At 42.2% G+C, this 13,363-nt stretch carries 13 protein-coding genes and 1 pseudogene; 6 read left to right on the top strand and 8 right to left on the bottom strand.

Translation table 11 applies throughout. The features are described 5' to 3' along the window. The first annotated feature begins 36 nt into the window (after window positions 1-36). Complete coding sequence (locus tag ATK78_RS01630) at window positions 37-612, top strand: Crp/Fnr family transcriptional regulator (protein WP_133574316.1); 576 nt, start codon at window positions 37-39, stop codon at window positions 610-612. 156 nt (window positions 613-768) lie between these two features. Continuing rightward, window positions 769-1,854: an alpha/beta fold hydrolase gene (locus ATK78_RS01625; protein ID WP_133574315.1), complete on the top strand. Its 1,086-nt coding sequence runs from the start codon at window positions 769-771 to the stop codon at window positions 1,852-1,854. 55 nt (window positions 1,855-1,909) lie between these two features. On the opposite strand, the gene ATK78_RS01620 is transcribed toward ATK78_RS01625, so the two are convergent. Continuing rightward, window positions 1,910-3,910 (bottom strand): PAS domain-containing protein, encoded by a 2,001-nt coding sequence (locus ATK78_RS01620; RefSeq protein ID WP_133574314.1) that lies wholly within the window; start codon window positions 3,908-3,910, stop codon window positions 1,910-1,912. Between the two features lie 168 nt (window positions 3,911-4,078). On the opposite strand from ATK78_RS01620, the gene ATK78_RS01615 reads away from it, so the two are divergent. The 4 genes and pseudogenes from ATK78_RS01615 to ATK78_RS01600 form a co-directional block, all read left to right on the top strand. Then, entirely contained in the window at window positions 4,079-4,261 is a 183-nt protein-coding gene (locus ATK78_RS01615; protein ID WP_133574313.1) for a YtxH domain-containing protein, read from the top strand. 51 nt (window positions 4,262-4,312) lie between these two features. After that, window positions 4,313-4,771 (top strand): helix-turn-helix domain-containing protein, encoded by a 459-nt coding sequence (locus ATK78_RS01610; protein WP_133574312.1) that lies wholly within the window; start codon window positions 4,313-4,315, stop codon window positions 4,769-4,771. A gap of 127 nt (window positions 4,772-4,898) precedes the next feature. Continuing rightward, complete coding sequence (locus ATK78_RS01605; protein ID WP_133574311.1) at window positions 4,899-7,100, top strand: hypothetical protein; 2,202 nt, start codon at window positions 4,899-4,901, stop codon at window positions 7,098-7,100. Between the two features lie 18 nt (window positions 7,101-7,118). After that, a pseudogene (locus tag ATK78_RS01600) lies at window positions 7,119-7,223 on the top strand (CinA family protein); the annotation flags it as partial. Between the two features lie 5 nt (window positions 7,224-7,228). Here ATK78_RS01600 and ATK78_RS01595 read toward each other — a convergent pair. From ATK78_RS01595 to ATK78_RS01565, 7 genes are all read right to left on the bottom strand, one after another. Further along, the gene (locus ATK78_RS01595) at window positions 7,229-8,317 is read right to left on the bottom strand and encodes a sensor histidine kinase (RefSeq protein WP_133574310.1); all 1,089 of its coding nucleotides are present in this window, start codon (window positions 8,315-8,317) and stop codon (window positions 7,229-7,231) included. Window positions 8,318-8,404: 87 nt separating this feature from the next. Continuing rightward, window positions 8,405-8,860 carry a MarR family winged helix-turn-helix transcriptional regulator gene (locus ATK78_RS01590; protein WP_133574309.1) on the bottom strand — a complete coding sequence of 152 codons (456 nt, stop codon included), beginning with the start codon at window positions 8,858-8,860 and terminating at the stop codon, window positions 8,405-8,407. A 77-nt stretch (window positions 8,861-8,937) separates the two neighbouring features. Further along, on the bottom strand, window positions 8,938-9,303 hold the full coding sequence (locus ATK78_RS01585) for a VOC family protein (protein WP_133574308.1): 366 nt from the start codon (window positions 9,301-9,303) through the stop codon (window positions 8,938-8,940). A gap of 80 nt (window positions 9,304-9,383) precedes the next feature. Continuing rightward, a complete protein-coding gene (locus ATK78_RS01580; protein WP_133574307.1) occupies window positions 9,384-9,962 on the bottom strand; it encodes a Crp/Fnr family transcriptional regulator in 579 nt (192 codons plus the stop codon). Window positions 9,963-10,058: 96 nt separating this feature from the next. Next, the gene (locus tag ATK78_RS01575; protein WP_133574306.1) at window positions 10,059-11,288 is read right to left on the bottom strand and encodes a fumarylacetoacetate hydrolase family protein; all 1,230 of its coding nucleotides are present in this window, start codon (window positions 11,286-11,288) and stop codon (window positions 10,059-10,061) included. A 23-nt stretch (window positions 11,289-11,311) separates the two neighbouring features. Next, window positions 11,312-12,238: a DUF6268 family outer membrane beta-barrel protein gene (locus ATK78_RS01570; RefSeq protein ID WP_133574305.1), complete on the bottom strand. Its 927-nt coding sequence runs from the start codon at window positions 12,236-12,238 to the stop codon at window positions 11,312-11,314. Window positions 12,239-12,354: 116 nt separating this feature from the next. After that, complete coding sequence (locus ATK78_RS01565) at window positions 12,355-13,326, bottom strand: AraC family transcriptional regulator (RefSeq protein WP_133574304.1); 972 nt, start codon at window positions 13,324-13,326, stop codon at window positions 12,355-12,357. Between the last annotated feature and the right edge of the window lie 37 nt (window positions 13,327-13,363).

Below are 13,363 nucleotides of genomic sequence, written 5' to 3'. Positions count from 1 at the left end.
GAATTTTGAATAGCTTTGTTAAAAAAGCTATTCAAAATGTTTGAAATTCTCGCTGCTTATTTAAGGGAAAAAGCCGGTCTCAACAATGAGGAACTGAAACTGGTAGAAGCCGTAACGGTTGTTAAAAAACTCCGTAAGCGTCAGTACCTGCTGCAGGAAGGCGATATCAGCCATTACAATTGCTTCATTGCCAAGGGCTGCCTCCGGTTGTTTAGGGTAAGTACGGACGGCGCTGAGCATATTTTAAAGTTTGGGGTTGAAAACTGGTGGATGAGTGATTATGAAAGCTATAATTCGGGACTTCCTGCAAAAGGCAATATCGATGCGCTTGAAGACAGCGAGTTATTACTGATCAAAAAGGAAAATTTCGATGCCCTGTGTAAAGAGATCCCTAACTTTCAAAGCTTTATAACTCGACTGGAAGCCAAAAGTTTCGATGTAAGCCAAAACAGGATCCTGAGCAACATCAGTGAAAGTGCCGAAGAAAAGTATGAGAATTTCATCAAGTCCTATCCTGCTTTCTTTAGACGTGTACCGTTGCATATGATTGCTTCTTACCTGGGTGTATCTCGTGAAACGCTTACCAGGGTAAGGCAAAAGTATGTGCGATAATTTCCCGTCCTGCTATTGCCAGCGTAAATAAAGCTATGACTGGCAGTTGGATTTTCGCTGCCTTCTGGCAGAAAGACAGATCAATGGATCGAATTTTTATTAATTTGAACAAATGAACCATACAAGTCTTATCTTCCACATCCAATAAGACTTTATATGTTGAAAAGATTTAATCTCAAAATCGGTATTCCATTTGCTCTGTTCTGCTCAGCAGGAATACTTTTGACCATGGGATTCAGCGGATGCAAAATGATTGTCAATCCAATGGTGAGGGACTATACAGACCCCTACCACCGTAAAGTTAAAGAGGCCGGATTTGTAGAAAAATCAGTTAAAATTGCTGAGACAAACCTCTACTATGTGGAAGGGCCAAACAATGGGCCGGCATTGCTGCTGTTACATGCCCAATTAATGGACTGGTTTGATTACAGCAGGGTATTGCCCGAGCTTTCCAGATCCTATCATATTTTTGTGGTAGATTACAACGGCCATGGAAAGACAACTGCTCCTGCCAGTACGATGAATGCCAATGCAATAGGTAATATATTGGTCACATTTATGGAAACTGAGATTAAAGAACCAGCTTTTGTTTCAGGCAATTCATCTGGGGGGTTACTTACAACCTGGCTGGCGGCCAATAAACCCAAACTGGTAAAAGCGATCTTATTGGAAGACCCGCCGTTATTTTCTTCTGAATATCCAAGAGTGAAACAAACCATAGCTTTTAATTCTTTTACCTCTTGTCATACCTATGTGGAATCAGGCAATAATACCGATTTTCTTACTTATTGGATCGAAGCAAGTCGTCCATTCATTGCTAAATACGCGGGAGATAAAGCAGCACCAAGACTGCTATGGATGATAAAAACATATAGGGACGCTAACCCCGGAAAACCTGTAGAATTACGGTTTCTTCCGGATATGCTGCGCATGTTTTTTAGGGGCTTAAGCAGCTTTGACCCGCATTTTGGAGATGCCTTTTATACTGGCGAATGGAACCGGGGATTTGACCATGCCGAAGCACTGAAAAAAATCAAATGCCCCACCCTATTGCTGCAAGCTAATTTCGAGATTCGACCAGATGGAATTTTAGATGGAGCCATGAGTAAGGACGAGGCACAAATGGCAATGGCATTACTTGCCAATGCGGAATACCAAAAAATTGATGCTTCTCATGTTGTGCATTTAGATAAACCGGAAGAATTTATCAAAATCATGAATGGTTTCTTTTTAAATAGATAAGACCAGGTTGATATTTCCGTTATGATGTCAGTTTTTTATTAAGATCCAGAAAAGCTTAGGTTTTCAGCGGCAAACTGAAATAAAACGTTGAACCTACCCCGCTTTCGCTTTGCACCCAAATTTCACCACCGTGCCCGCGGACAATTTCTGCACTTAGGTAAAGTCCGATGCCAAAACCGGCGATATGCTGGGTATTATTGCTTTCTACCCTATAATACCGGTCAAAAACTTTTTCTTTATCGCCGGATGTTAACCCCATTCCCCAGTCTTGTACGCTTACATGGGCCTCATTCCCGGTCACTTCACACTTGACCACGATTTCCTTCTGCTCGGGTGAGTATTTAACCGCGTTACTGATCAAATTGGTGATTACCGAGCCGATCTTATCATAATCTGCATTGACCAAAACCGGCTGACAACGTTCGAATTTCACTACATGGCTGGACATGGTTGCCGCGTTTTCCTGGATGACCTCATCGATCAGATCTTCTAAGTTGAACGACGTCTTTTGAATCATCAGCTTAGCAGATTCCAGCCTGGAAACGTTCAGGAAACCATTGATCATATTGGTCATGCGCTTTACCTGTAAGTGGGCTTTGTCCATCGCCCCGGCTAAAAATGCATCTTCACTATGCTTCAATTTACTATTGCTCAACTGCACGATGGCCGTTAACGAAGTGAGCGGTGTTTTTAATTCATGGCTTACCATGCCAATAAAATCATTTTTGCGCTGTTCATCCATGTGCTGCTCCGTAACATCCATGACTACACCTGTAAATGCAGAAAAGGCACCTGAAGGATCGACCTTTAAATTGCCTATTGCCCTAAGCCAGCGCAAGCGTTTGTCATGTAAACCGATGACCGGATAAGTGACATCATAGTCGCCACCGTTATAGATCGCATTTTCTAATTTATTCGTCACAAACTCCCGGTATTCATCGGTGATCTGGGCAAGTGCCTGTTCAATGGAAAGTTCTTGTTGCGGATAATAGCCAAACAGTTCTTTTAAGCGGGCATCGGTAATAAACTCCCGCGTTACAGAATGGATAAACCAGGTGCCGAAATTGGCTGCATCAATGGCTAAGCGTAGCGTAGTCTCACTTTCTTCTATTTTTTGCCGGGCAGCTAACAATTCTTCGTTTAGATTGGCCAGTTGCTGATTGGTAGCGAGCAATTCTTCGTTAGATGCGGCCTGTTCCTCGTTGGTGGCAACCATTTCTTCATTAATTGCCTGTAATTCTTCTGAGCTTTGGGCCAGGGCAGATTCCATCTGTTTACGTTCCGTAACATCACGCGTGGTTCCGGCTACTGCTTCTACCTCGCCAGCCTCATTGAGAACCGGAATCAGGATATAATCATATATACGTTTTCCCAATATGGCATGCGGGAAGGATACTTCTCCCCGAACCGTAGTTTTGGTAGCCCTTACCTGATCAATTTCACGCTCGTGCATAGCTGCATGCCATTCTTCATAGCCGTTTTCGCGCAAGCCTTTGCCAATGGCAGTTTCCCAGGTTTTACCCCACATGGTCAGTAAGGCGGCATTGGCATAGGTAAACCGGTAATTGAGGTCCCAAACATACATCAGATCGGGCGTACCGGAAGTGATAGTTTCATAAACCCTTTTTTGCTGATCGGCCATTTCCCTGGCGTCGCGCAGGTCGTTTTGAACTTTTATATTTTCTGTGACTTCATGTACGGTATTGACAATTCCGTCTATCTCAATATTTCCATTGCGCCATGCCTGGAAGCTAAAAGTAAAATAGCGGTTCCGGGTTTGGCCACCTTCGTATTCTGCAACGGGTATGAGCAGATTGTTGACTTCATAAGGAATACCTGTTTCAAAAACGTGGCGCATGGCTTCCTCTATCTGCGTATTTGCCAATTCCGGAAAGGCTTCGAAGATCCGTCTGTTGAGTAACTTGCGACCCGGGAGGATACGCTGATATGCGGGATTTACCAATTCATAAACCAGATCTTTACCTTTTAAAATACAAATTCCAATAGGTGCATTCAGTATGATTTTATGCAGTTCTTCTCCGTTGGTTAGGTACATAGGCGGTTTTCATGGTTTTAACGACGTCAAATTAACAAAAAAATTATGATTTTGTTTAGTGCACCGCTTATGACAAATCCGATGGAAGTCCATTCTGGAGATACCGACAATCCAAAAAACTAAAAACCAAATCACGTTCCATGCTGTTAAGACAGAAAAACAACGAATATGGGATTTATAAAAAACGCAATTGTTGGCATCGCAATCTACGAAGCCATCAAATACCTCACTAAGAAAGATGCCTTAGGCAATTCTAAATTTGATGAGATCAAAGAACAGGCACCACAGTGGCTGGAAAAAGCCAAAGCGGCAACCGCTGACATCAAAGCAGGCCACCTGCCGCAAGTTTAACCGAATGGCCGCTTCTGCGGCCATTCTGATATTAACGAAATTACAAACCTTATGAGCACGATCCAGGATATAGAGCAACTTGAAAATTACCTTAGCACCGAACAACTCATCAAACTGAAAAAAGCAGCAGACCGGCATGCAATGCAGTCAAACATTGGTTTTAAGATCCAGTCCGTAAGTGATAAAGCCATTGATGTGGAAATCATTCAGGCAGAGACACCATCTGGAAAGTATGCAAGCGAGGCAACCCTGGTTAAAAGAACAGAAGACCTATTCAGAAAAAGCCTGCCCAACTTCAAAATTAATGTCAGCACCGAAACCTTTCTTGCTTCACCATCCAGTGTCGTAAACGCAGCATGGATTGATAAAAAAATGCAGGAAAAAGGAGTACGGATCAAGCAAATAGCTTTTGAAACCGGGATTGACCGGGAAAGTATTTCAGATTGGGTGACCGGCAAAAGATCAATGAGCCAACTCGTTAAGGCGATGTTCTATTTTTACCTGAGGTGATACGGGTATTTCACGCATTTATGTTAACAATACCTGAAAATTCCTGAACATATACCTTAAACCTCATGCGATAAAACAAAAAACAAGTCATCCTGTTAATGCATAAAATTAACCTTTAACACTTGTTATGAACTCACTGTCACCATGGGCGCTATTGGCAGGCACTGATCTTGCCAAAGCGGAAAAGCCTTTATTTTCAATTGATTATCAGAATTTTTTATTCCAGGTTTTTATGACCATTGATTCTTTATGGATCAGTACCACCCTGCCAGGAAAAATACTTTGCAATTTTCGTTGCGCATACAGTCCCGGAGGATTTACGGTGAGCGATGAGCATACAAGCGAAAGCGGAATTACCCTGATACTGAATACCGTTTACGGGAGGCAGACTGTGGCTATCTTAGTAGATACACAAAAACCAGTGCCAGTACTTCGCTATATAACTACGCTTAAACCAAAAGCAGACCTGGTTATTCCATACTGGCCTAAAGACATGCTTTTTACGGCCCAAACCCGAATTTCTGAAAACTCAACCGGAAAAATCCATGCCAGTCAGTGGGGTACAAGAACAGGCTTTATTTACATGAGCCCTACCCGTCCTAAAGCTGCTCCGTTACTTTATCTGCAAAACCTTAGTGCCATTTCTGCCTATTGTGAGCAGACAGAAACCTCCTTGGGGGATACGGTAGGCGGAGAATGGCCCGAACTTGGATTTTCCCTTCCTGCGTCTAAAAAGCCGCTTAAAGCCGGAAAAGAAGTAACCATTTCAGACGCCTTTATAGCTTTCGGCACGGTTATACCAAAAACTGAGGCTGAGGTTATGACCTGTTATCTTGATCTTCTTGCCAGGATTTATCTGCTGATGCCGCTACCGGATACGCAATATAAGCCCTGGCCGGAGATTCTACAGAATGGTCTGAAGGATTTGACAGAGAGTCCGGGTTGCTGGTCGCAGGTTGCAGGGCACAAATATTTTAATGCGTACGTAAGTGATTATGATACACCACCTGAGATCATGGTTCAACTTGCTATACTATTACCCTTACTGGATTACGTAGAGTGGAGCGGCACCAAACTGGAGGTTATGCAGACCATCAAGGAAGGGCTGCCTGATTTTTACAATGAAAAACTTGGCACCATTATGCGGTGGCTTCCCGCAGCTGAAGACAAACTTAAGGGGGAAGAGGAACAGAAAATGCCAATGGTAATGGATTCCTGGTATTTACACCACCCACTATTGAACTTATCGCGCCTGGCATTAAAGGGCGATAAAATTGCCAAAGCGTTATTTTTAAATTCCTTACCGTTCGCCATCAGGGTAGCAAGGCACTTTAAATATATATGGCCTGTATTTTATAAAATGGACACCCTGGAAGTTATCAAAGCAGAGACAGCAGAAGGTAAGGGCGGCGAGAAAGATGTGGCCGGCCTTTATGCACATGTCATGCTCCAGGCTTTTGAGCTTACCAAAGAAAGAAAATACCTTACTGAAGCAGAACATGCTGCAAAGACCCTGAAAGGATATGGATTTGACATCTTCTATCAGGCTAATAATACTGCGTTTTCGGCTGGCGCTTTACTCCGTCTGTTCAAGATCACTGGTAATAAGGATTATCTCGGCCTGAGCTATATGTGCCTGGCCAGTATATTCCGCAACACACAGCTTTGGGATTGCAATTATGGTTACGGGAAGAATTTTCCGAAATTTTTTGCCCTTTATCCCTTAAATGATGCGCCTTACACTGCCGCCTATGAAGAGCAGGAGGTATTTTGCGCCATCCACGATTACCTTAAACACGCTGAGGGTGTAGAGATATTGCCATCTGTAAAATTATTACTCGCTGAGTTTATCCGATATGTTGTGGACAGGTCTGTGTACTATTATCCTCCGATGCTTCCTCCTGATATGCTGGAAGAAGACCCTAAAACCGGCGAAGTTGATCCTAAATTATGGATCGCCCTGGAAGATTTACAGGATGGCTGGCTAAAATCGGGAACTGTGGGACAAGAGGTTTATGGCGCAGGAAATGCCTTCGGCATCTTACCCCGCCATTATTTACGAATTCCCGGCAGGGATTTCATGGTTTACGTGGATTACCCAATAGCAGATTTGAACGCAGTAAAAGGAAAGCCTGTTTCATTTTCAGTCCTGGGAAGCTCAGAGCTGGAATGCCGCATGATGCTTGTGAAAACGGGACGCAGTAAAATACCCGAAATTGAAATATCGATCAATGGACAAAAGCATCCGGCAAAAGGCAAAAAAGTGACTGGCGGAAACCAGGAATTTAAAATCCCTGGTGATTGCAGCATTAATCTGAAGTTTACTTGAGCACCCTGTGCAGAATTACTTATCCAGAAAAATCTCACCATTGCCTTTGCGGAAAGTGCTACGGCCGGCCGGATTGTCGCAGAGTTTGCCCTTTGTGAAGATGCAGGTAAATTTCCAGTTTAATGAGGTTATTTCGTATCCTGTTCAATCGGCAAAAACACGGTAAATACAGAACCTTCACCTGGCAGGCTGGTCACGGTAATCTTGCCCCCTGCAGTTTCCAGGATCTGCCTGATCAGATATAAGCCTACACCATTTCCTTCAATATCCCTGTTTATCCGTTGGTATTTTTCAAAAATGGAATTCAGGTGCTGCTTTTCAATACCAATACCATTGTCAGTAACGCTAATCACCAGGTAACCATCCTCTTGGAAGGATTTAATTAGAATTTCCGGTCTCCTTTCCTCTGCGCTGTATTTAAGCGCATTGTTTAACAGGTTATACAATACGCTACGTAACTTACGCCTGGAAAAAGTGATCTCTGATAACCCAACTTCGAACTTTAAAATAGCCTTAGCATCCTGGATCTGCGGTGCCAGGGTTAACCGGACATCCTCCATAATGTTTTGCAAATCCAGAAGTTCTTCATGCGCCTGGTATCTTTGGTCTTGCCAGCGACTTTGTACGAGATCAGAAATGATGTCTTTCATTTTCACCAGGCTATTTTCCACATTTCCCAGCAGCACAGGGAACTTGGCCATCCCTTTTTCAGGAAGTTTTTTAAGCAGCTCAATCGTCAAGCTAAGCGAGGTCAATGGATTTTTAATGTCATGGGCAATCGTATCCAGCAGCAATTCGTGTTCAGCGATGAGCTTTTCCTGCTCTTTAAGGTCTTTGATCCTTGCAGTAATATCCATAAAAGTAATGATTACCCCATTGGTTTTATTACCTTTTTCAACGATGTATGGCAATACATTCATTTGGTACCAACGCATATCAGTAGTTTGAATTTCCTTTTCCAGAATTTCGCTGGTATCGATCACCTGCTGGATATTTTCCAGAATGGTCGGAAACCGGAAATTTTCTTTGACATTCGCTAAAGGCTGCCCAATATGTTCAGCTTTAAGTTTAAACTGTTTCATCGCCGGAGGTGTAAACTTCCTGAGGATCAGGTGAGCATCTACAAAAAGCTGTGGAATGATTGTATTACGGAAATAATTTTCCAGTTCATCATTGAGTTCAATCAGTGTATTGATTCGTTCTTTTTCGCTTTGCATACCCAATTGATTGTTGATGTTCTAAAAATATTCAGGTAAGGTAGGTATAAACCTCTGTATAGAGATCATGGTAACGGATTGTTATCATTATTTATTTTTAGAAATCAATTTTGACATCGTAGAATTAAATCCGGAAAGATCCAGATCGGGCATAGAGAAAAACTCCAGATCTGCAGTCTCAACAGCTAAAAGTGCTTTTTGAAGAACCGATGCTCCCAATGTGGTCATTTTAATGATTTTCGCCCTTGTATCAGTTTGATGCTCCTTTCTTGTCAAAAACTTCTTCTCCTCTAAGGTACGAAGCACTTTAGAAACCATCATTCTGTCCGCATTCCCTTGATTGGCAATATCAATCTGGGTTACCGAATCCTTTTCTTTTGAAATCCAGGCAAGTGCAGCTAAAAGCACAAATTGTGTTTGTGTAAGGTCTAATGGGTCAAGCGCGCGCTTGACCTTCCGTTGCCACAAAACGGTCATTTGACCCAGGAGATAACCTGGGCTGTCCTCCGGACTTTTAAAGTGAAATTCAATGTCTTTATTCATTATCTAATAGCATTTTTATAGAAATTCTTTGAAGCCACGATCACCAATACTTTGCTGGATTGTTATCATCTAAATGGTTATTGGTTTGCCTGTAAAAAAGTAATGTTATAACCATCCGGATCCTTTGCAATAATCGTTTTTCCAAAAGGGGTATTCTGAATTGGACCTAACAAAACAACGCCTTTTTCTAAAAGCCCGGTCTGCAGATCTTCCATATTTCCATCAATGGCAAACCAAAGCGATACACCTACTCCTAATTCCTTGTTGTCCAAATTACCCATTGGTTTTCTGATCGCAAAGCTAGCCTCGCCTTGATTGTACTTAAAAATACAAGCTGCCGGATTTGTAGCATCTGAAAGCTCAAAGCCTAGTTTATTGGTATAAAACTCTTTTGACACCTCTAAATCTCTTACTTGAAGAGATGTAAATTCTAATTTTCTCATATACATTACTTTATTGTTGTCGCAAATATAGTAATCACGACAACAATAAACAAGTTATATTTTTAAGATTTGCTATCGGATCATTTCTTTCTGATCCTGCTCAGATGCTCCGGGGTTAAGCCCAGATAGGAAGCAATGTAATATTGAGGAACTTGCTGAACAATTTGCGGATAAGCAGTTGCGAAATCGCGATACTGCTCATCATGGGTGGTGGAAATGATTCTTTTTCGTTTCTCTTCGGCACTGCAAAAAACCCTTTCAATGATCAATCTGCCAAACCGTTCCCAGATCTTGTACTTATTGTATAAAGAATCTATGGCTTCTTTTTTTAGAATGAGCAGATCTACATCCGTCAGTGCCTCCAGGTATTGCTTTGAAGGAGTTTGCATGATGAAGCTTTGATAATCACTGGTAAATTGATTCTCGCCCATGAAATCAACAGTTGCCTCTTTTCCGTTCTGATAAGAATATTCACGCAACACACCCTGATTTATAAAAGCTATAAAATTACATGCATGCCCTTCCTCCAATAGCAGATCTTTCTTTTTCAATTTTTTAGCCTGCACGATCTTTGTAAATGCCGACCACTCTTCTTCATTTGGCTGAACGAGCATTCTTATAAAGGCTTCTATTTTTATCAGGGACTCTGGGTTTATCATTTAATTTACTTTAAGCTTATCGTTCATTAAGGGAGAACTTCAATTCTGAATATCAGAATTCCTATCTAATATAACTAAAAGCAGCATGAGGTTCAACTATTCTTTGACGCTCGTTTTTATCGTTCCTAAAAAGTTAACCGAGCTTTTTACTTCATCCCCTGGTTTAAGATAACGGGGATTTGTCATTTCCTTTTCCAGGTATTTCTGTAAAATATAAGGGTGCATTTTCGCGCTGAAAAATCCACCGGTAAATATATATTGAGTGACTGCACCAAAAATAAAGCCTTTAGCTGGGGCATTAAATACAACGCCTGATGGTGTTCCTGTTATGATGATGCTATTTGCCGGAATACAGTTTCCTTCAAACAACTTAACCATTTTACCCTGATAATAGCTCTTTTTTTCGCCCTTTACCGACAATGACCGTTCTACGATCTTATCCAGATCCCACACCATGTCTTTTGCGCTTCCATTTTGACGAACGCTCCCGTTGACCGAAAGTTTGAGTTTTAATTCTTTTATGAATTTCCGCCAATTCCTGGGAACGACCAGGTAAGGACCAGTCGGCAGGAATCCTTTCTTGCTCTTGGCATCGGGGAACCCCCTACCTCCTGTTACGTTTTGGCTATCCATTTTACGCATAAGCGTTGCCCTGTCGGTAAAGTCATTGACCACTAAAAATCCGATCAGCATGTGGTTCAGGTCGGCCGTTGAACAGACTGCTTCCGGAAATACAATACCCAGTTCTACTTCATGATCCAGAAGCCAGCCCTTGGTATAGGTTAACTGATGAATTGCCGGATCTGTGCTCACATATTTGGGGAACATAAAAGGTTTGACCTGTCCGGTTTCTTTGCCATGTTCCGCATAATTTATCCCTATGGCCAAATGTTTATCGCCAGCTACACCAGGCAAAAGGTCCTGATATTTTACGGTAACCTTTTTTGTACTTGTGCGGATCAGTTTAACCACATCATCGAAGCCCAGGTTCTTGATGACTTCAAATGAATTCTGGTCGTATCGTTTTAATTCAGAGCTTAGATCTACACCGGTTACATTTTTGCCATCGTCTTCGAGAACGGCGAGCGTATGCACCTGACCACCTTTGGCAAACCTGCTGAGTGTAAGTGCTTCCTCCGGTGATTTTAAAATCTGTAAGGTGTTTTTTGGGACTGTTGTTTCGGCGATCCGACCGGTAATGGTTTTAGGGAGTTGTTTACGGTTTTTTAAGATCTCCAGTGATGGTAAAAAGCGGGAATGTGCCGGATAAAAATCCAAGATCAGCAGGAGGCTGCCAATGAGCAAACCAATTAATATTCTGTTCATGATGATAATATTTAGATGAAGGATTACTTTTTGCCGGGAACAATTCTGTAACTCAATCCTATTTTAAAAGACAGACCGCTGGCTACTTCTGGATTGATGGGGTCTTTTCGGTCTCCCAATTCATAAAAGTCAATAAAGCCATCCGTCTTGTCATTTTTATGATAGATCTCCATATTCCTGATCAGTGTATAGGCAGCAGTCCCGCGAATGGCCCATTTGGAAGAAACATAGTATTCAGCGAAAAGACCAGGATTCACGGTATTGTATTCAAAGTAGCGGTCTTGATTCTTCAACCGGTAGGTTGACTGCTGTACAAACAGGTTGAAGCCGGTGTTTACTTTTTCGTTTACCGCATAGCTGGCGGTAACGTTGTGCGGGAGATCGCCAAAGATCTGCCATTTATCATTGACTTTCCAGTCCATGCCTACCAATACGATATACTGGGGCCCGTAAAATTGCGTTCGGTAACCAATGATCCCTTTCCAGGTAAGATGATCACTTACCTTCCAGCTTCCCCGCAGGATGGCACCGAATTTAATATCTGTGCTTTTGATCTCCTTATAATCGCTATTCATGGTTGGGGTAAGTAAAGCCGTTAAGTTGAAGCTTTTACTGACCATTGTGCTATAGCCTAATGTTGGCGAAATGCTGTAAACCCGTTTAACTTCAAAATCAGGATGCGTACCGGAAAAGTTAAATGCTTCGAAATTGCCCCCTGCAATGAGGTATTTGGATTTATTCGGGATTAAAAAAATGGGAATGGAAGTCGCTATTTTAAGGTTGCTGCCAGTAAATTTCTGATCACCAAGCGGCGTTTCGATCTTCATTGGCAGGTGTTCGTAACTTATATTTACGCCTTCGATGTAGCCCTGTGCAAAGCCCAATCCGGGCAAAATCATAAATAGCAGGATTATAAGGGCTTGTATTGATTTTCGGTTATTGAATTTCATGTTTTATAGTTTTAATTATTAATGTCCTCCATGGAATGGGACAAAACTATCTACATCAATTCCGAAACTCATTGATATTTATCAATATCGAAGGCTGGCATTAAATTTCTTAGCAATCAATGCTGGAGCTGAACCGAATACTTCTTTGGTTTCATGCCGGTATGTTGTTCAAAAACCCTTGAAAAATGGCTGAGGTTCGTAAATCCCAGCTGGTATCCGACTTCTGAAACTGTTAGCCTATTTTCCTTCAGCAACCTTGCTGCTTCCTGCATCCGCATTGACTGGTAATATTCAAAAACGCCCTTTCCAAAGGTTTGCCTAAAAAGCTTGCGCAATTTAGGTTCACTCATGGCTGCTTCCCTGGCCAATGAAGCAATATCAGGTGGTGAATCCAGTTTTGATTGCAGACGCAGCTTAACCGCATAAATGGCTTTGATATCCTCGATATGCATACCGCTCGTTGGGGATGCCTCCCGCTGCGCCAGCAAGGTAAAAATATAGCAAAGCAATTCCTCGCACTTCAGTTTATAATAATGGCTCTCCATACTTTCGGGCATGGACTGATTTAGCATTTCGCTTGCCGTCTTAACCATTTCTGGTGAAATAACTGTCTCAAATGCAAACTGTTCTTTGGCCTGTAAGATGCTCGCCACAACAGGATGAAGTATATTGCCAAAGACCTGGCGCAGGTACTCCCTGGAAACTGCAATGGTGATACTTCTGAAAAATGTGTTTGAAGGCATGGTGAGTAACGAAGAAATGGCCTGCCTGCAAATGAATACATTGGCCTGTTCTGGCTGCATCCCATGTTCTGCCTTTAACGGGGATGGGAAAATACCGCTCAGTAAAAAAATAACATAGTCCTGCCCTTCTGCCAGTTCATTGGTACGGTCGATCAGAATTTCCTCGTTCAGATAATAGTTTCGAAGCATCATCCGCAATTCAGTTCCCCAGGAAAAGCCGGTAATATAGCCCGCACCCTTACTTTCCGGAATGCGGATAAAGCGCCCGTCAATGATGGCTCCAATAGCCCGGGCAAACTCCAGCATGATCCCTGATCCTTGTTTATCAGTAACTGATATTTTCATTTACGACTGTTTTTATAACGATACCGGCTATTTTAAT

Source organism: Pedobacter metabolipauper, assembly GCF_004362715.1.
In the GTDB taxonomy this organism is placed as follows: domain Bacteria; phylum Bacteroidota; class Bacteroidia; order Sphingobacteriales; family Sphingobacteriaceae; genus Pedobacter; species Pedobacter metabolipauper.
Note: the sequence above shows the minus strand (reverse complement) of the source record. Positions and strands in the feature narration are given on the sequence as shown.

Coding starts and splice junctions, on each gene's coding strand:
- ATK78_RS01575 (WP_133574306.1), bottom strand. CDS start 11,288: ATGAACAGAATATTAATTGGTTTGCTCATTGGCAGCCTCCTGCTGATC.
- ATK78_RS01610 (WP_133574312.1), top strand. CDS start 4,313: ATGAGCACGATCCAGGATATAGAGCAACTTGAAAATTACCTTAGCACC.
- ATK78_RS01590 (WP_133574309.1), bottom strand. CDS start 8,860: ATGAATAAAGACATTGAATTTCACTTTAAAAGTCCGGAGGACAGCCCA.
- ATK78_RS01625 (WP_133574315.1), top strand. CDS start 769: ATGTTGAAAAGATTTAATCTCAAAATCGGTATTCCATTTGCTCTGTTC.
- ATK78_RS01570 (WP_133574305.1), bottom strand. CDS start 12,238: ATGAAATTCAATAACCGAAAATCAATACAAGCCCTTATAATCCTGCTA.
- ATK78_RS01615 (WP_133574313.1), top strand. CDS start 4,079: ATGGGATTTATAAAAAACGCAATTGTTGGCATCGCAATCTACGAAGCC.
- ATK78_RS01565 (WP_133574304.1), bottom strand. CDS start 13,326: ATGAAAATATCAGTTACTGATAAACAAGGATCAGGGATCATGCTGGAG.
- ATK78_RS01595 (WP_133574310.1), bottom strand. CDS start 8,317: ATGCAAAGCGAAAAAGAACGAATCAATACACTGATTGAACTCAATGAT.
- ATK78_RS01585 (WP_133574308.1), bottom strand. CDS start 9,303: ATGAGAAAATTAGAATTTACATCTCTTCAAGTAAGAGATTTAGAGGTG.
- ATK78_RS01605 (WP_133574311.1), top strand. CDS start 4,899: ATGAACTCACTGTCACCATGGGCGCTATTGGCAGGCACTGATCTTGCC.
- ATK78_RS01620 (WP_133574314.1), bottom strand. CDS start 3,910: ATGTACCTAACCAACGGAGAAGAACTGCATAAAATCATACTGAATGCA.
- ATK78_RS01580 (WP_133574307.1), bottom strand. CDS start 9,962: ATGATAAACCCAGAGTCCCTGATAAAAATAGAAGCCTTTATAAGAATG.
- ATK78_RS01630 (WP_133574316.1), top strand. CDS start 37: ATGTTTGAAATTCTCGCTGCTTATTTAAGGGAAAAAGCCGGTCTCAAC.